At 71.5% G+C, this 18,369-nt stretch carries 11 protein-coding genes; 8 read left to right on the top strand and 3 right to left on the bottom strand.

Features of this window, described 5'->3' with window-relative positions; translation table 11 throughout:
* Positions 1-31: 31 nt before the first annotated feature.
* The 4 genes from IF29_RS0107725 (at position 32) to IF29_RS0107710 (ending at position 6,792) form a co-directional block, all read left to right on the top strand.
* Positions 32-1,813 (top strand): serine/threonine-protein kinase, encoded by a 1,782-nt coding sequence (locus tag IF29_RS0107725; RefSeq protein ID WP_051725030.1) that lies wholly within the window; start codon positions 32-34, stop codon positions 1,811-1,813.
* Positions 1,814-1,889: 76 nt separating this feature from the next.
* Positions 1,890-3,260, top strand: a complete 1,371-nt coding sequence (locus IF29_RS0107720) for a hypothetical protein (RefSeq protein ID WP_051725029.1) — start codon at positions 1,890-1,892, stop codon at positions 3,258-3,260.
* A gap of 279 nt (positions 3,261-3,539) precedes the next feature.
* On the top strand, positions 3,540-5,312 hold the full coding sequence (locus tag IF29_RS0107715; RefSeq protein ID WP_030251431.1) for a serine/threonine-protein kinase: 1,773 nt from the start codon (positions 3,540-3,542) through the stop codon (positions 5,310-5,312).
* 100 nt (positions 5,313-5,412) lie between these two features.
* Complete coding sequence (locus IF29_RS0107710; RefSeq protein ID WP_030251428.1) at positions 5,413-6,792, top strand: dihydrolipoyl dehydrogenase family protein; 1,380 nt, start codon at positions 5,413-5,415, stop codon at positions 6,790-6,792.
* A 46-nt stretch (positions 6,793-6,838) separates the two neighbouring features.
* Here the strand turns inward: IF29_RS0107710 and IF29_RS0107705 are convergent, their stop codons facing one another.
* Positions 6,839-8,158 carry a UDP-glucose dehydrogenase family protein gene (locus IF29_RS0107705; RefSeq protein ID WP_030251424.1) on the bottom strand — a complete coding sequence of 440 codons (1,320 nt, stop codon included), beginning with the start codon at positions 8,156-8,158 and terminating at the stop codon, positions 6,839-6,841.
* A gap of 350 nt (positions 8,159-8,508) precedes the next feature.
* Here IF29_RS0107705 and IF29_RS43295 point away from each other — a divergent pair, with 350 nt between their 5' ends.
* The 3 genes from IF29_RS43295 to IF29_RS0107685 all read left to right on the top strand — a co-directional run bounded on the left by IF29_RS43295 (position 8,509) and on the right by IF29_RS0107685 (position 12,870).
* The gene (locus tag IF29_RS43295; RefSeq protein ID WP_051725028.1) at positions 8,509-9,912 is read left to right on the top strand and encodes a glycosyltransferase family 2 protein; all 1,404 of its coding nucleotides are present in this window, start codon (positions 8,509-8,511) and stop codon (positions 9,910-9,912) included.
* A gap of 190 nt (positions 9,913-10,102) precedes the next feature.
* A complete protein-coding gene (locus tag IF29_RS0107690; protein ID WP_232242062.1) occupies positions 10,103-11,518 on the top strand; it encodes a cellulose binding domain-containing protein in 1,416 nt (471 codons plus the stop codon).
* 263 nt (positions 11,519-11,781) lie between these two features.
* Positions 11,782-12,870 (top strand): LamG domain-containing protein, encoded by a 1,089-nt coding sequence (locus IF29_RS0107685; protein ID WP_030251417.1) that lies wholly within the window; start codon positions 11,782-11,784, stop codon positions 12,868-12,870.
* A gap of 100 nt (positions 12,871-12,970) precedes the next feature.
* Here the strand turns inward: IF29_RS0107685 and IF29_RS0107680 are convergent, their stop codons facing one another.
* Positions 12,971-14,692, bottom strand: a complete 1,722-nt coding sequence (locus IF29_RS0107680; protein WP_051725027.1) for a glycosyltransferase family 39 protein — start codon at positions 14,690-14,692, stop codon at positions 12,971-12,973.
* Between the two features lie 181 nt (positions 14,693-14,873).
* Entirely contained in the window at positions 14,874-17,459 is a 2,586-nt protein-coding gene (locus IF29_RS0107675) for a hypothetical protein (protein ID WP_157623648.1), read from the bottom strand.
* 311 nt (positions 17,460-17,770) lie between these two features.
* Between IF29_RS0107675 and IF29_RS0107670 the strand changes: the two genes are divergently transcribed.
* Positions 17,771-18,286 (top strand): BMP family ABC transporter substrate-binding protein, encoded by a 516-nt coding sequence (locus IF29_RS0107670; RefSeq protein WP_051725025.1) that lies wholly within the window; start codon positions 17,771-17,773, stop codon positions 18,284-18,286.
* Positions 18,287-18,369 lie beyond the last annotated feature (83 nt).

Below are 18,369 nucleotides of genomic sequence, written 5' to 3'. Positions count from 1 at the left end.
ACGTACCGAAGGTGGAGGGGACCTCATCCGGATGACCAACGAGCGTGCCAGTGCCCAGCAGGCCGAAGCCCGGCAGGCCGGTGCTGAGAAGTCCGGTGCCGAGAAGTCCGGGGCGAAGGCGGCAACGCCCGCGGAAGGCGGCGGCGCGGCGGCCGGTCGGCTGCTCGCCGGCCGCTACCGGCTGGCGTCCGTGCTCGGGCAGGGCGGTATGGGTACGGTCTGGCGTGCCAAGGACGAGATGCTGGGCCGCGACGTCGCGGTGAAGCAGCTGCGGCTCACCGGGGTGGACGAGGACGAGCGGCATCGGCTGATCGCCCGCGCCCTCACCGAGGCCAAGGCGATCGCCCGGATCCGGCACACCGCCGCCGTCACCGTCTACGACGTGGTCGAGGAGGACGACCGGCCGTGGATCGTGATGGAGCTGGTCGAGTCGCGCGCGCTGAGCCAGGTGATCCGCGAGGACGGGGTGCTGACGCCGCGCCGGGCCGCCGAGATCGGCCTGGACCTGCTGGGGGTGCTGACCGAGGCGCACCGCTCGGGGATCCTGCACCGGGACGTCAAGCCGTCCAATGTGCTGATCGGGCACGACGGCAGGGTGGTGCTGACCGACTTCGGCATCGCCCGGGTCGAGGGCGACCCCTCGGTGACCTCCACCGGGATGCTGGTCGGCGCCCCCTCCTACATATCGCCGGAGCGGGCCCGCGGCCGGATACCCGGCGCCCCGTCGGACCTGTGGTCGCTCGGGGCGACGCTGTACGCGATGGTCGAGGGGCACCCGCCGTACGACAAGGGCTCGGCGCTGTCGACGCTGACGGCGGTGATGACGGAGGAGCTGGCGCCGCCGAAGGGCGGCGGCGCGCTGGTCCCGGTGATCGAGGGACTGCTCCGCAAGGACCCGGACGACCGGCTGAACGAGGCCGAGGCCCGGCGGATGCTGCAGGCGGTGCTGGACCAGCCGGACGAGCCGGTGCCGGCGCCGGTCACCGGGGCGCAGCCCGAGCAGACCCGGATCCAGCCGGTCCCGCCGCTGCCGCCGTCCGGGGTGCGGCACTCCGTCCCGTACGGGCCGGCGACGCCCTACGGGACGCCGACCGTGTCGACGGCGGGGCGGCGCCGGGTGCGGCCGCTGCTGGTCCTGCTGGTGCTGCTGCTGGTGGTGGCGATCGGGGTGGTCGCGGCCGTGGCCGCCGCCCGGAACGGCAACCACCGGAACGCCTCCCGGGGCGCCTCGGTGCAGGGGAGCACGGTGGCGTCCGTCTCGGCCTCGGCCTCGGTGTCCGGGGCCGCCTCGACGGGAGCCGGTACGGGCACAGGCTCGGGCTCGGCTGCGGCCGGCTCGGCTGCCTCCTCCGCCGCCTCGGGGACCGCAGCGGCCGGGGCGTTCCACCGGGTGCAGGGCCCGGGCGGCTCCACGGTGGAGATCCCGGTCGGCTGGACCCTGGTGAGCAGCAGCGGCACCAGCTGGAAGTACCACGGACCGGCGGGGACACTGCAGTTGGACGCGACCAGCACCCCCGGCAGCAGCGCGGTCGGCGCCTGGCGCACCGAGGAGGCGGCGATCTCCGGCGGCTTCCCCGACTACCGGAGGGTCGCCCTGCGGACCGTCGGCTACCGCGACGGTTGGGACGCCGCCGACTGGGAATGGACCTACTCCCACGCGGGGACGACGCTGCACTCGCTCAACCGCGGCTTCGTCACCGACGCGCACCACGGCTACGCCATCTACTGGACCGCCCCGGACGCCACCTGGAAGGACGCCAGGAACCAGCAGCTCCTGAACCGTTTCTTCTCCAGCTTCCAGCCTGCGGGCTGACGGCTCGTCGGGACGTACGCTGAGGTCGAGCACTCGCGTGCGGACGGGCGGACGGGCTGACGAGGGAGGTGGCGGCATGAGCAGGACGGACCGGACGGCCAAGGCGGACCGGACGGCCAAGGCGGATCGGACGGCCAAGGCGGGCAGGGCCGCCAGGACGGGGCGGGGCGCCCGCGGCGCCGTTCCGGCTCCCCGGGCGGCGGCCGGCGGCCGGGTGCTCGCCGGGCGCTACCTGCTGGAGGGGCGCGGCCAGGAGAGCGGTGCCGCGGCGCTGGACCAGCGCAGCGGCGCCGAGGTGCGGCTCGACGCCGTACCGCTGCCCGAACTGGTGCTGCCCTACGACCAGGTGGCGCTCGCCGCGCAGGCCGACAGCACCGTCGGCCGGGCGCTGACCCAGGCGACCTATGTCGCCGGGATCGTCCCCGACCACCCCCGGCTGACCCAGGTCTTCCAGGTCTTCGACGAGAACGGCTACCTGTGGGTGGCGGGGGAATCGCTGCCGGGGGTCCCGCTGCGGACCCTGCTCGACCGCGGCCCGCTGTCGCCCTACCGGGCCGCCGAGATGGGGCACGACCTGCTCTCGGCGCTGCGGGCGGTGCACGCCGTCGGCCTGGTGCACGGGAACCTCACCCCGGACACGGTGACGGTGTGCGCCGACGGCACCGCGCTGGCCGGCGGACTGGTGGTGGGAGCGGCGCAGGAGGCGCTCTGCGGCGGCCCCGGGGCGGAACTGCCGGCCGCCGGTGTGCCGGACATCCCCTGGTCGCTGGCCAGGGTCCGGGCCAGGGACGCCAGGGCGGTGATCGTCGGGGCGGTCGCCGAGCGCTGGTCGCCGGAGCAGGCCGGTCCGCAGCCGATGGACGCCGAGGCGGTGGCCGCCGGCGGTGCCGCCGGTACCGGAACTGGGGTCGGCCCCGAGGCGGACGCCTGGGCGCTGGGGGTGCTGCTCTACCGCTCGGTGACCGGTGCGTCCCCGTTCCCGGAGCAGGACACCGAGGAGCTGTTCGCCGCCGCGCGCTCCGGCCGGATCCGATCGGTCGGCGGCGATCCCCACCCGGCGATCGCCGCCAGGGGATCGGCCCGGCAGCCGGGCCGGCCGCCCGCCCCGCTGCCGGAGTGCGGCCCGCTGGGCCCGCTGGTGCAGGCGCTGCTGCGGCCCGACCCCGCCGAGCGGCTGGGACTGCCCGAGGCGGCCGAGCAGATACGACGGCTGCTGGTCCGCGCCCCGGAGCCGATCGACCAGGACGAGCTGCTCACGGTGGCCGCGCTGCTGCCGGCCCGCCGCGGGCGCGGCGAGGTGCTGGAGCATCCGGACTTCCCGCACGAGTCGCACCATCGACACGCCGCACCGCATCGGCACCCTGCGTTACTGGGCGTGATGCTGATCAGTGGCATCATGCTCTTCGTCCTCATTGCCCTGATGGTGACCGTTCTGGTGGCCCGCTGACCGGTTCCGGACCATTACAGGCCGGTCACATGAGTCACCCCGGCTATCCAGCAGACCCGGGTGTTGCCTAGGCTGTGCAGCAAACCCTGGGGTTGTCGTGCAGTGCCACCGGCTGATTCTTCTCGGACAGGCCAGTCGCCGCAGGCTTGGACGCAAACGGCAGGACACTGGCGAGGGGGCACGGTGGGTAGGGAAGAGGACTCGGTACTCGGGTCCGAGCGGGGTGAGGGGCGTGACGGACAGTCGTCGCGCCGTCCTGCCACGCAGGCGGACGCCCAGGTGCCCAGGACCCTGGCCGGTCGCTATCTGCTGGGGGCACGGCTGGGCCGGGGCGGGATGGGGACCGTCTGGCGGGCCGAGGACCGGATGCTGGACCGCGAGGTCGCGGTCAAGGAGCTCTCGGTCGGGCACCTGGCCGAGGAGGACCTGCTGATCGTCCAGTCCCGGATGAAGCAGGAGGCCCGCGCCGCCGCGCGGATCAAGCACCCCGGCGTGATCACCATCCACGACGTCGTCGAGCAGGACGGCAAGCCGTGGATCGTGATGGAGCTGATCGACGGCCGTTCGCTGGCCGAGCTGGTGGAGCAGGAGGGCACGCTCAGCCCCCGCGAGGCCGCCGGGATCGGCGCCCAGGTGCTGGCCGCGCTGTACCGGGGGCACCAGGCCGGGGTGATCCACCGCGATGTGAAGCCCGCCAACGTGCTGCTGGAGCGGAGCACCGGGCGGGTGGTGCTCACCGACTTCGGCATCGCCACCTTCGAGGGCGACTCCGCGCTCACCCGTACCGGCGACCTGATCGGCTCGCCCGACTACCTGGCGCCCGAGCGGGTGCACGGCTCTCGTCCCGGCCCCGAGTCGGACCTGTGGGGCCTGGGGGCGACCCTCTACGCGGCCGTGGAGGGCCAGTCCCCGTTCCGCCGCGACTCGCCGCTGACAACGTTGGCTGCGGTGGTCACCGACCCGCTGCCGGAGCCGCGCAACGCCGGGGCGCTGGCGCCGGTGCTGCACGCCCTGATGAGCAAGGACCCGGCCGAGCGGCCGTCCGCTCCTGAGGCGATCCGGATGCTGGAGAACGTGGCGGCCGGCCACACCACCGCGCTGTCCGCCCCGCAGGGCCCCAGCCCGCTGTACAGCCCCACCGCGGGGGTCCCGCTGGCGGACCGCAGCGGCCTCTCCGAGCACACCCACGCCCCCACGGCCAAGTCCGAGCCGATCCGGCCGACCTTCGTGGAGGCCGAGTACCGGCCCACCGCCGCCCAGGGCCGGCAGCCCGCGCCGCAGCACACCGGGACGCAGCACACCGCACCGCTGCAGGACGGGCCGCCGTACGGCGGCACGCAGCACGGCGGGCCGCATCACGGCGGCACGCAGCACCAGGCGGCGGGCCACGGCCGCCGCGGGCGCCGGGTCTGGCCGACCCTGCTGGCCGCGGGCCTGGTCGCGGCGCTGATCGGCGGCGGCGCCGCCTACGAGCTCACCCGCCACAACCACACCAGCGGGTCCGCCGGCGGTCAGGTCTCGCCGCCGCCCTCGCCCACCGGGTCGGCGCCCTCCACCGGCGCGCCCAGCTCGGCCGTACCCAGCCCGTCGCTGGCGGACGGCTACAGCTGGCAGCAGGACCCGGCCGGATTCACCTTCCCGCTGCCGCCGGAGAGCGGGGGCGTGCCCTGGACCGCCTACCAACGGGACGGTCGTCTCGCGATCAAGTACAGCCCCGACAACGGGATGCACCAGGTGATCTTCGGGGTCACCCCGAACCAGGGGGTCACCCCGCTCCAGCACGCCCAGGCGATGGAGAAGGACCTCCTCACCAACGACAAGACCTACCAACGGGTCAGCATGGACCGGAACACCTTCCAGAAGCAGTACCCGGGTGCCGTCTGGGAGTACACCTTCACCAACGCCGACGGCGTCCCGCACCACGCCATCGAGCAGCTCTTCGACGAGAACGGGACCGAGTACGACATCCTCGTCGACTATCCCGTCGCCGACTGGCACACCGGGCTGCTGCGCTTCCAGGACATCACCGTGGGCTTCTCCGCCGACGGCTGAGGCCGGCGACCGGCGCCGTCCCGGACCGCGAGACACTGTCTCCGACTGCTAGTACTTTGGAACGACGCAGGCCACATCCCCCCAACTCAGGGAGCCGGTCATGGTCGCCGCCGCAGTCTCCACGCCCGACGCAGTCGTCATCGGAATGGGTCCCGGAGGGGAGGATGTGGCCGGCAGGCTCGCCGACGCGGGCTGGGACGTCGTGGGGGTCGACGAACGGCTGGTCGGCGGGGAGTGCCCGTACTGGGGCTGCATACCCTCGAAGATCATGGTGCGGGCCGGCAACCTGGTCAGGGAGGCCCACCGGGTGCCGGGTTCGGCCGGGATCAGCCGGGTGCAGAGCGACTGGCGGCCGGTGCACCGGCACGTCCAGCAGGCCACCGACGACTGGGACGACAAGGTCGCGGTGGACCGCTTCACCAGCCGCGGCGGTACCTTCCTGCGCGGCACCGCCCGGCTGACCGGGCCGGGCGAGGTCAGCGTCGTCGGCGCGGACGACTCGGAGACCGTGCTGCGCCCGCGCCGGGCGCTGGTGCTGGCCGTCGGCACCCGGCCGTCCGCGCCGCCGGTGCCGGGGCTGGCCGGGACGCCGTACTGGACCAACCACGAGCTGATCGAGGCCGAGGAGCTGCCGTCGTCGCTGCTGGTGCTGGGCGGCGGGGCGATCGGTCTGGAGCTCGGGCAGGCGGTGCAGCGCTTCGGCTGCGACGTCACGGTGCTGGAGGCGCAGCAGCGGCTGCTGGCGCGGGAGGAGCCGGAGGCGGCGGAGCTGCTGATGCGGGTGCTCGCCACCGAGGGCCTGGCCTTCCACACCGGCGCCGAACTGGTCTCCGTCGGCTACGACGGGCAGCGGTTCAACGCGGTCTGCCGGCGCGGCGAGCGGCTGAGCGCGGAGCGGCTGCTGGTGTCCGCGGGGCGGCGGGTGGACCTGGAGCGGCTGGGCGCCTCGGTGCTGGGCGTACCGGCCGACGCCAGGGCGCTGCCGGTGGACGACCGGATGCGGGTGCTGGGCGCCCCGGGGGTGTGGGCGATCGGCGACGTCACCGGCAAGGGCGCGTTCACGCACATGTCGATGTACCAGGCGGACGTGGCGGTGCGGGCCATCCTGGGCCGGGGCGGCCGCCCGGCGGAGTACCACGCGGTGCCCCGGGTGACCTTCACCGATCCGGAGATCGGCGCGGTCGGCCTGACGGAGGCTCAGGCCCGGGCCCAGGGACTGGCGGTGCGGACCTCGGTGACCGACCTCGCCGCGAGCGCCCGCGGCTTCGTGCACGGCTCGGGCAACGACGGCTTCATCAAGCTGGTGGCCGCCGGCGGCGTCCTGGTCGGCGCCACCGCGGCCGGCCCGACCGGCGGCGAGGTCCTCGGCCTGCTCACCCTCGCGGTGCAGGCCCGGCTGCCGCTGGCCGAACTGGCGGCGACGATCTGGGCCTACCCCACTTTCCACCGGGCGGTGGGGGAGGCCGTGAAGGGGCTGTGACCGGCGCCGCCGGCCGTGGAGACCGGCGCCGCCGACCGACGACTGCTCAGGGGCGGCCGAGCGCCCGGTAGGTCCAGCCGGCGGCGCGCCAGGCCCCGTCGTCCAGGGCGTTGCGTCCGTCGATGATCCGGGCGTGGGCGACCGCCTCGCGGACCGCGGCCGGGTCCAGTGCCCGGAACTCCTTCCACTCCGTCAGGTGCAGGACCAGGTCGGCGTCCTGGGCCGCGGCGAGCGCGCCGGTGGCGAAGTCCAGTGCCGGGAAGCGCTTGCGGGCGTTGTCCATGGCCTTGGGGTCGTAGACGCACACCTCGGCGCCGAGGCGCTGCAGCCGGTCGGCGATGTCCAGGGCCGGCGAGTCGCGGATGTCGTCGGAGTCGGGCTTGAAGGCCGCGCCCCAGACCGCGATCCGACGGCCGCTCAGCGTTCCCTCGCAGAGCTCGCGGGCCAGATCCACCACCCGGTCCCGGCGGCGCAGGTTGATGCTGTCGACCTCGCGCAGGAAGCCCAGCGCCTGGCCGGCGCCCAACTCGTCGGCGCGGGCCAGGAAGGCGCGGATGTCCTTGGGCAGGCAGCCGCCGCCGAAACCGACGCCGGCGTTGAGGAAGCGGCCGCCGATCCGGGTGTCGAAGCTCAGCGCCTTGGACAGCAGGGCCACGTCGGCTCCGGACGCCTCGCAGACCTCGGCCATCGCGTTGATGAAGGAGATCTTGGTGGCCAGGAAGGCGTTGGCCGAGGTCTTCACCAGCTCGGCGGTCGGGAAGTCGGTGACCACCAGCGGGGTCCCGGCCTCCAGCAGCGGGGCGTACACCGCGCGCAGGTCGGCCTCCGACTCCGGTGCCGCCTCCCCGATGCCGAAGACCAGCCGGTCCGGGCGCAGGGTGTCCTCGACGGCGAAGCCCTCGCGCAGGAACTCGGGGTTCCAGGCCAGCCGGGCCTCGGCGCCGACCGGGGCGAGCGCGGCCAGCCGCTCGGCGAGCCGGGCCGCGGTGCCGACCGGGACGGTGGACTTGCCGACCAGCAGGGCCGGCCGGGTCAGGTACGGCGCGAGGGAGTCGATCACCGCGTCCACGTAGCGGAGGTCGGCCCCGGGACCGTCCTGCCGCTGCGGGGTGCCCACGCAGGAGAAGTGCACCTCGCCGAACTCGGCGGCCTCCTGGTACGAGGTGGTGAAGCGGAGCCGTCCGCTCGCCACGTGCTTGGCGAGCAGCTCCTCGAGGCCGGGTTCGTAGAAGGGAACGCGGCCCGCCCGGAGCGCTGCGATCTTGTCCGGTTCGACGTCGACTCCCAGGACCTCGTGCCCCAGCTCCGCCATACAGGCGGCATGGGTCGCACCGAGGTAGCCGGTTCCTATGACGGTAAGACGCATTGAAGTGGGCGCTTCCTCGAGAGGTGTCCATGGTGTGAGTTCGGAGAGCTTAGCCGTTGTGCCGCGCGTTCCCCACGCCGGAGTGTCGGCTAAACCCGACATTGCCTAAAAATTCGGGTGCAATCCGTCTTGGTTGTGGTGGTTTCAGGCCAGGTCGACGGCGGTCCGGACCTCATGGCCGGAGCGGTCGGCGCGCATGTCCCACCAGGGTGAGTTGTCCGGGTGCCAGGTGATGATCTTGTGAAGGGACGGCACTCATGGGTTATCCTCCTCTTGCCAAACTCTTGTTCCCGTATCGAACAGTGATCCACTGCGACCTTTCAGGGGCCTCTTCCGTCATGCACACACTCATGCGTCTCGGAGGTCACCTGCACTGGTACGGCGTGACCGTCGGATCGCTGCTTCTGATAAAGCTGCTGCTCTCCATACGCCGACGTCAGACCGTGGATCCGACCTGGCTGCAGTCGGCGCACTCGCACTATATTCACGGGGTCATCACCGTCTACAACGAGTCGCCCGCGATGCTGCGGCGGTGTCTGGACTCGGTGCTGGCGCAGACCCTGCGGATCCAGTCGCTGACCGTCGTCGACGACTGCTCGACCGACGAGTCGGCCGCCGCCCTGGTCGAGGAGATGCGGCCGCAGTTCGAGCGGCTGGGCATCGGCCTGGGCTTCATCCGCTTCCCTGAGAACCGGGGGAAGCGCCACGGCCTCGCCGCCGGGTTCGAGCAGGAGCCGGGCGCGGACATGTACCTGTGCATCGACTCCGACACGGTCATCGACCGGAACTCCGTCGCCGAACTCGCCCAGCCCTTCGGCAAGCGCCGGGTCCAGTGCGTCACCGGCCTGGTCCTCGCCCACAACCGGGCGACGAACCTGCTGACCAGGCTCATCGACATGCGCTACGTCAACGCCTTCCTGGGTGAGCGCGTCGCCTACTCCCGCCTGGGTTCGGTGCTGTGCGCCTGCGGATCGCTGGCGATGTACCGCGGCTGGGTGGTCCGCAAGCACCTGGACGACTTCCTCGACCAGCGCTTCCTGGGGCGGCCCGCCACCTTCGGCGACGACCGGCGCCTCACGTACTACTGCCTCATCGAGGGACAGTCGCTGATCCGGCCCTCGGCCGTCGGCTACACGGACGTCCCCGAGCGCCTGGGCCACTACATGCGCCAGCAGATCCGCTGGGGCAAGTCGTTCATCCGGGAGGGGTTCCTGCTGTTCTGGGAGTTCCGGGTGACACGGATGTACTGGTGGCTGAACCTGGTCGAGCTGGTCACCTGGGTGGCCTTCACCGCCGGCCTGATCACCGCCCTGGTGGTCAGCGTCCTGCATCCGACCGGCTGGGCGGTGCTCGCGTCCTACGTGGTCTACATGTGCGTCATGTCCTGGGTCCGCTCGATCCACTACCTGCGTGGCGCCATCCAGATCAAGATGACCGAGCGTCTGTTCACCTTCTTCTGCGCGCCGCTGTACGCCCTCATGAACCTGCTGCTGCTGCTCCCGCTGCGGCTCTGGTCGCTGGCCACCCTGCGCAGCACCAACTGGGGCACCCGCGGCACCATCGAGGTCGGCGAGGAGCTCGAAGCCGGGGGCCAGGCCGTGCCCGTGGCCCCCGCCGGAACCGACGACGGGTTCGCCGACCCGAATGACGGGGCTCCGGCATGGGATGAGACGATTAGCCTCCGGCAGCTTCCGGCCCAGCGCCAGGCCGCCACCGCGGACGGCCCCTACTCCTGGTCGGACGCCTCTCGGTGAACGACGACCGGGGCGTCTGCCGCGTCCACGAGCGCCGCGGCAGGCCGGCCCCGGCGGGTTCCGCTGCCGTCCCCACCCATCAATCGCCAGGTGTACCCTCGGGCTCGCCGCTGTCCCCCTGCTAGGAGTTCCAGTGGGCTCATCCCGTGGCCGTTCTGACGACCGGAAACGTGTCAAGACGGTATTCAGGGTGCTCTTCATCGTGGGCGTGCTGATTGCCGGAGCCACCGCACTGCGGCCGGTCCTGAAGGGCGGCACCAGCGGTGGCGGCAGTTCCGGCAGCACCGGCGCCACCGCGGTGAAGTCGGTTCCGGGGCAGCTGAGCCTGCGTTACAAGTCCGGTACCGCGGCCGCGGCAACGGCCGCCCAGCCGTGGCTGCAACTCGTCAACACCTCAGCACAGCCGATACAGCTGAGCCAGGTGACGATGCGCTACTACTTCTCCGCGGACGGCGGCTCCTACTCCTTCAACTGCGTCCAGGCCGCGATCGGTTGCTCCAACATCACCGAGAGCGTCGTCGCGTTGGACAAGCCCACGGCGACGGCCGACCACTACCTGCAGGTCGGCTTCACCGCGGCGGCAGGGACCCTCGCCGTGGCCAAGAACACCGGGGACATCGAGGTGCAGCTCTACCGTCCGGGCGGTACCAAGCTGAACCAGGCGAACGACTACTCGTTCAGCGCCCCCAGCGGCGCGAAGTCGCCCTTCAAGCCGTGGAAGCAGATGACCGCCTACCTGGCGGGCGCGCTCACCTGGGGCACCGCCCCCGGCGCCGACGACTCGGCGGCGACCGCTGCCGCGGGAACGGTCGCCGCCGCCGCTCCCACAGGCGTCCTCTTCGACGACTTCCACTACAGCGGTGCGGCCGACCCCGCCCTGTACCAGCACGGCTGGCTGGTCCGGACCGGTGCCGGACGGCCCGGAATCCTGGACACCTGGTCGTCGAAGGGCGTGAGCTTCCCGTCGGACCAGGAGGCCCAGGGCGGAGAGGTCCTGGACCTCAGCGCGGCAACCGACGGGACCAAGGCCGGCACCACCCAGGCCGAGGTGCAGAGCTCGTCCAGCGACTTCTTCACCGGGACCTACGCGGCCCGGATCTACTTCAACGACAAGCCCACGACCGGGGCCAACGGCGACCACATCAACGAGTCCTTCTACATGATCTCGCCGGACAACTCGAAGTACAGCGAGCTCGACAACGAGTACCAGCCGAACGGGGGCTGGGGTGCGCCGGGACCGCGGCTCGACACCACGAGCTGGTACAGCGCGGACAACAGGGACCGGATCACCCAGAAGAACATGTTCAGCATCGCGGGCTGGCACACCATGGTGATCACCGCGGCGGACGGGGTGGCCACCTACTCCATCGACGGCAAGAAGCTGTTCAGCACCTCGGGGAAGTACTACCCGCGCGAGGGCATGTCCGTGAACTTCAACACCTGGTTCGTCGACCTTCCCTTCACCGGGCAGCGGAGCTGGGACATGAAGGTCAACTGGTTCTACTACAACTCCAAGGACGCCCTCTCCCTGGACCAGGTGCAGCAGCAGGTCGACGGCTTCTACAAGGGTGGGACGAACTATGTCGACACCCTGGCCAAGCCCTGATCCGAGGTTCGTGGTCGGAGCGGTGGCCGGCCGGGGTGCGCGCGCCCGTACAACGGTTTGAAACGGCGACGGTAAGAGCCCCGGAGCATGGCTTACTATTCCGACACATGAGCGATCGACCAGTAGCGCCAGACGATTCGGGGGACGCCGCAGGACGGCCTGTTCGTCCGACTCCGTCGGACGTTCCCCCGCAGGGGCGGCAGCCCTCCGCTGCCGCCCCGCCGGAGTCCAAGCAGCAGCCGCCATTCGCGCAGCAGCCGACCGTGACAGCCCCTCAGGGCTTCGGTCCCGCCCCGGCCGCGTTCCAGCCGCAGCGGCCGGCCCAACCGCAGCAGCCGGTCCAGCCGCAGCAGTCGGCCCAGCCGGGCTGGCCCGCCCAGCCGACCCAACCCGGCTGGCCCGCCCAGCCCGGGCGCCCGGTGCCGCCGCCCGTCCAGCAGGGTTTCGGAGCTCCCGCATGGCCGCCGCCCGGGGCGGCCTCCGGTGTCGCGGAACCGGACTGGTCGGCGCTGGCGACGCAGAACGACAAGCGGCTGAAGCGGCGCAGGAGACTGCTCATCGGTGGCGCGGTGGTGCTCGTACTGGCCCTGGGCGCCGGGACCGGTGCGGTACTGATCAGTCACGGCAAGTCGAAGAACCCCGTTGCCGGACCCACGCAGAGCTCGCAGCCGTCGAGCCCGGAGCCGGTCACCGTCGGGTCGCTGGCCGCGGCCGTCGGGACGACCCCGCTCGGCCTCGGCCGGGATGCCGCGGTCGCGCCGGTGGCGGGCAACCCGGGGAAGGCACTGACCCTGCCCAGCGGGCAGGACTCCTTCGCCGCGACGACCGCTCCGGTGGTGGACGCCAGCAAGAGCTTCACGGTCTCCGCGAGGGCGCTCGTCGACGTGTCGTCGGGCCACCGCACGATCGTCAGCCAGGGATCCGGGACCTACAGCTCGTTCTCGCTGGCCAGGGGCCTGGTGAACGGTGTCGAACGCTGGATCTTCAAGGTCCAGCTCACGGGTGACATATCGAAGTCGGTGCTGTCCCAGGTGCCGGCCGCCGCCGGAAAGTGGACGGTGCTGACCGGGTCCTACGACGCCGAGCACCACCAGATACAGCTGTATGTGAACGGGACGCTGCAGGGAACCACTGTCCTGAGCGGGATCCAGCCGTCGACGGGCGGTGGACTCCAGATCGGCCGGGTCAGGTTCAATTCGGCGTGGGCGGACCCGTGGCACGGAGACATCTCCGACGTCGCGCTGTGGGACCGCACGCTGACCGCCCCCGAGATCGCGGAGGTCGTCGCCGGAGCGTCGACCGGCAGTGCGAAGGGTGTTCCCGCCCCCACTGCGGCGTGGTTGACCGGATGAGCGGTGGGGGTACGTCGGCTCCGGGCTGACTGACCGACACCGGTGGAGAGCGGTGCGCCGGAGGAGGAAGCCCCTCCTCCGGCCCGCGATCGCCGAGGTGTCAGCCCTTGATCCACACGGTGTAGGCACCCCTGCCGTTGGTGTTGGTGTACGGCACCGTCGCGGCGAGGTGGTACTTGCCGCTGGCGGCCAGCGCGTTGTCGATGGCGGTGTCGTTCGCCGAGGGGGAGGAGTCCAGCACCACCATGTCGTACTTGCCGTCGTCGACAGCCGCCGTGTAGGCCGCAGGCCCGCTGAGGCGGACGCCCTTGCTGTCGGTGTACTTGAGGACGTAGGTGTTGTCCCACCGGCTGGCCGCGGTGACGTCCCTGAAGTAGAAGATCGGCACATCGGCGACGTCGGCGAGGTACTTGCCGCCGCTGGTGACGTGCGGGCGCAGCACACTGATCAGCTGGGACGAGTCGGGCCAGGTCGCATAGCGCCGGCCGGACTGCTCCACGCCGTTGAACAGCGCGACCGCCAGCACCGCGACCCCGAGCGCGATCCGCAGGAAGTGCGGTCCGACGATGCGGCTCAGACCGAGACCGGCCAGCGGTGCGACGAAGACGAGGCCGAAGCCGACGTGCTTGTACAGCGAGATCGACGTGGACAGGTGGATCTGGTAGGCCGGGGCCAGGAGCGCGGATCCGAACAGCAGCAGGCAGAGCAGTGCGCGCCAGTACCGCCCCGGCTCGGTCTCGCCGGTTCGCGCGGCGACGTCGGAGATCTCGCTCAGTCGCCCGCGCCGGATGTACGAGATGCTCCCCCAACAGGCCGCTGCCAGCATCACCCAGGTCCAGTCGGCGGACATATTGATCAGTGACGAGGTGCTGTTGGTTCCGTGCTGTCGTGAGGTGGTCGTGGCCTGAATACCCGTCATGACCTGACTGTGGTACAGGACCGCGACGCCGAGCACGCCGGTCCCGACGCAGAGGAGCACCGCACGCCACAGGGCGGCGGCCTGCCGGTACGGCCACGCGGTGAGGACCGCGAGCCCGATGACGGGCGGGATGAAGATCCCGGAGGCGTACTTGGTGCAGAAGGCGAGGACCAGCACGGGAACGGCGAGCAGCACCAGGGCCGCATGGGCGCGCGCGAAGCGGACCACCAGCCAGGCGGCGAGGGTGATCAGGAACAGCGCCGGAGCGTCGTAGGTCGCGAACCATCCCAGCACGATCGTGGACTGGGCGGAGGCGAACAGGCCGGTGCCGAACAGGGCGACACGTTCGTTGAACAGCCGTCGGCTCGTCGAGTAGATCAGTGCGGTGGCGCCGAGCATGAAGAGCAGGCTCACCGCCCGCACGCCGTCCACACCGAGGACGGAGTCGACGGCCCCGGCCAGGACGGGGTAGAGCGCCGGTGATCCCGAGAAGTAGCTGGCATAGCTGTAGACGAGCGGGGCGCCGTGGAAGATGTGGGCGATCTCCATGTGACCGGCGTAGATGTAGAGCGCCTCGTCCTGGAACGCGGTGTTGTGCAGCCGTACCGACAACAGTGCCTGGGCCAGCAGGATGACCAGCAGCGCGGCCCGTCCGAGCCAGGCGCGACGGCGAGCGGCCTCGGCGGACCAGGCGGCCGGGACCGGTGCGGGGCGGTCCGGACCGGGATCGGGCCGGGGCCCGACCTCCTGCGGATCCGTCGGCTCCTGCGGGTTCCACTGGAAACCGGGGTGTTCCAGCCCCTGGGGATACGTCTCGGCCCCGGCCTCCCAGTAGCCGGCCTGCTGCGCACGAAGGAGCGGTGCCTGCGGCACGTCGGTGCGCGGGCTGAAGGGATCGGTCACGAATGCTCCATATCGAATCCACAGTGGCTGCGTCTGGGCACAGCCGCCACAGCCTATAGCGCGTTCAGCTGCTCGTATGAAGAATCGGTGTGGTTGGAAACGGGACTTCCCGCGGGGCGGCGACGCCGTGGACCGCATCGTCGACGGTCGGCGACGGCCACCCCGCGGGCCCGTCAGGTCGTCAGTACTTGACGGTGAAGTACTGCCAGGCGCCGGTGGTGTTGAGGTTGGCCTGGTCGGTGCTGCTGTGGAAGTACGCGGCGTTCCACCGGAACAGGTGTCCGGTGGCGCCGCTCGGCAGCGTGTAGCTGCGCGAGGCGGTGCTGCTGCTGTTCAGGGCGTAGCAGCCGGACTGGTTGATCGTGCGCCAGGCGCCGGACAGGTACTCCTGCAGCTGGAACTTGACGCACTCCGCGGGCTTGCCCGGGTACACCGTGGTGCTGACCGCCGGCTTGGCGGTGTGGTGGTAGACCGCGTACTTCGTGCCGCCGGAGGACGTGGTGGTGTAGTAGCCGGACTGGTGCTCCGCGAGGCTCGCGTACACGTGCACACCCGTGCTCACGGTGGCGGGGGCGAACTCGAAGTCGCCGGTGAAGGCGGCCGTGAAGGTGGTCCCCTTGATCACGCGGTAGCTGGCGGTGAGCTTCCCGCTGCTGTTGACGGTGCCGGTGGCGATCGCCGTCCTGGAGCCGCCGTAGCGCTGCGCGTAGATGGTGACGGCGCGGTTGGCGTACGTGGAGCCGAGTTGGGCGGTCACCGTGGCCGTGGTGCCGTAGGTGAAGGTCGAGGCATTGGTGTGCACGCTCAGGTAGGGCGTGCTGTAGCTGACCTTGACGTTCGCGGAGCCCACCGCGGAGGAGCGGATCGGGTCACCCGCGTAGGTGACGGTGTAGGTGTTGGTCCCGCCGTAGTGCGGCGCGTCGGTGAAGCTGAACGTCCCGTCGCCGGCGACGGCGACCGTGCCCAGGCTGACGCCGGACGGGTGCGCCGGGTCGATGCGGGTGATCTTCACCGTCTCACCCGTGGGGTACGGGCCCTGGTTCAGCCCGCCCTTGACCGTGAGCTGGCCGTTGCGGACCTGCGAGGACGGGGCGCTGAGACTCACTGTCGGGGCGAGCGGCGCGACCTTGACGGTGACGTCGGTGCCGGCCGCGGTGTAGGTCGTGGCGCCCGGGTAGGACAGGTGGTACACAAAGCTGTGCGCGGCCTGCGGAGCGTCCAGGACCTGGAACGTGCCGGTGGAGGAGGTCACGTCGACCGACGGCAGTTGCACCGTCTGGCCGCTGGTCAGGTCGGTACGGCTGACGGCCACGGCCGTGCCGATCGGCGGCGCGGTCATCAGGTGCCCGGCCAGGTTGAAGGCCATGAGACTGCCGTTCAGTTTCACCAGGCTCGGGGTGGCCGAGAGCGTGCCGACCACGATGCGGCTGGTGTACGGCTGGACCGTGACGTGGACCGTGGAATTGCCGCTGCGGTGGGTCGTGTCACCCGGGTAGCTGACGGTGTAGTCGTAGGTGCCCGCGACCGACTGGTTGTCCTTGAAGGAGAAGGTGCCGTCCGCGGCCAGGTGCACGTCGGGGAGGGCCGCGCCGTCGCGGCTCACCTGCAGGGCGGTGCCGGTCGGTAGCGGCACGGTGCTCCAGGCGGAGCCCTGCACGGTGAAGTCCTGGCCGGGCAGAGCCTGGTCCTCGTCCTGGTTCCAGCCCAGAATGACGTAGACGGTGGTGACCCTGGCGTCCGGCACCAGGTGCAGACCGTAGCCGCCGCCGGAGGTGCTGGTGACCGCGTAGGCGCCGATGTTGTCGGGCATCCAGGCCAGCCCGTCGGGGGCGAGGCGGTCGGTGGTGCCGTCGTTGTGCAGGTCGACGGAGTTGAGCTGGTTTCCGGTGGCGGCGTCGGTGATGAGGTCGGTGCCGTCGGCGGCAGCGGTGCCCGTGGCGATGGTGCCGTCCGCGGCGACTGCGAGCGCGACGGACGGAGTCTGGGTGGCGCCGTAGCTCCGTGTCGCGGCGAGGCCGGCGGTGGTGAAGCCCTTGACGAGGGCCTGACCGGGCGAGGCGGCCAGCACCTCGGTGCCGTCGGGGCTCACCTGCAGCGATCCGGTGGTGTTGCCCGTGGCGACGGTGCCGTCGGCCTGCAGCACGGGGGTGCCCGAGGTCTGCCCGAAGGTGGCCATGTGCTGGGCGGAGAAGTCCTCGGCGACCAACTCGTCGGAGGCGGAGGCGGAGGCGAGTACCGGGGCGCTCGCCCAGGTGGACATGGTCGGCTGCGCGGTCGCGGCGGGGCTGTCGTCCTGCGCGTCGATCACGCCGATGCCTCCGGCGTCGGCCGCGGTGGTGTAGCTGTACCAGACCTTGCCGCCGGAGACGGCCAGCGACGCCGGCGCGCTGGAGGCACCGGTGGCGTACCGCGCCTTCTCGGTCAGGCTGGTGGTGTCGATGGCGGCCACGGCGTCGCCGTCGGACAGCGCCGCGTACAGGGTGCTGCCGTCGGCGGAGAGCGCGAGGGCGGTGGCGCCCTGCTCGTCGTCGATCGTGCCGACGTCGTGGCCGGACAGGTCGGTGACCAGGATGGTGCTGGTGCCGGAGCCCTGACTGAAGTACAGGTGCTGGTGTGCGGCGTCGACCAGCAGGTGCGAGTAGTGGCTGAGCGAGAGCGGCACTGCTGCGGGCTCGGCGGCCCCCGCGGAGCCGGCGGCCCCGATCACGCCGGCTGACACGGAGCCGGCCACGACGGCTATGGCCGTGGAGAGCGCTGAGAGTTTCACGGTGGGCGGCCCCCTGAGTTGCCTCTGCATATGAGATGTGCGTGCGCACACTAGCGCACCGGCGCTATCAGGGGCACGAGTGTTCCGCCTGCGTACCAAGTTGTGGGCTGCGGTGTCACCTTGGCGAATCGGCCGCAGTTTCTTCCGCTTGCCCGGTTGTCACCGATATGCCCACGCGGACTGGCGTCAGCGCCGGAAAACGCGCGTTCCACCCCCTCCGGCGGGGCCCATCGCCCGAATCGGTCCCCGTATGCTGCGGATCCCCCGGTGCGGACGGACCCGTCGGGGCTGGAACCCGATGGAGTCGCGACATGATCGACCAGGGGCGCCGTTACCGGTGGGCAACGGCCGCGGCCGTCGTACTGGCGCTGGGGGCGACGGCGCTCGTGGTCCGGTGGCCGTCCTCGTCCGCGGCCCCGAAGGCGGCCACCCGGGCCCGTACCTACTCCCGGAAGCAGGCCTGCATGCTCACCGGTCCGACCGGCCTCGCGGATCAGCACGCCGCCGCGGCCTGGGCCGGGATGCGCGAGGCGTCGACCGAGTCGGCGGCGCAGGTCCGGTACCTGTCGGCCACGGGACCGGACACGCCGGGCAGCGCGGGACCGTTCCTGGCCTCGCTGGCGGTGAGCGGATGCCAGGTGATCCTTGCCGTCGGAGCCGCGCCGACGCAGGCGGCCGAGAAGGTCGCCGAACAGTTCCCGAAGGTCGAGTTCCTCACCGTGGACGGCAGCGCGACCGGGAAGCGCCTTGCACCGGTTTCTTACTCGTCAACGGGCGGAGAGCGGGCCGCGGTGGCGGCTGCGGTCGAGTCCGCCCTTGCCTCCTAGCCGCGGCACCGGGGGAGCCTGCGCGTCCTTACCAGGGAACCCTGTCACTGGCCTGTGGATCCGAGAACGTGAGATCCGCATGA

Source organism: Streptacidiphilus jeojiense, from assembly GCF_000719095.1.
GTDB classification, from domain to species: domain Bacteria; phylum Actinomycetota; class Actinomycetes; order Streptomycetales; family Streptomycetaceae; genus Streptacidiphilus; species Streptacidiphilus jeojiensis.
Note: the sequence above shows the minus strand (reverse complement) of the source record. Positions and strands in the feature narration are given on the sequence as shown.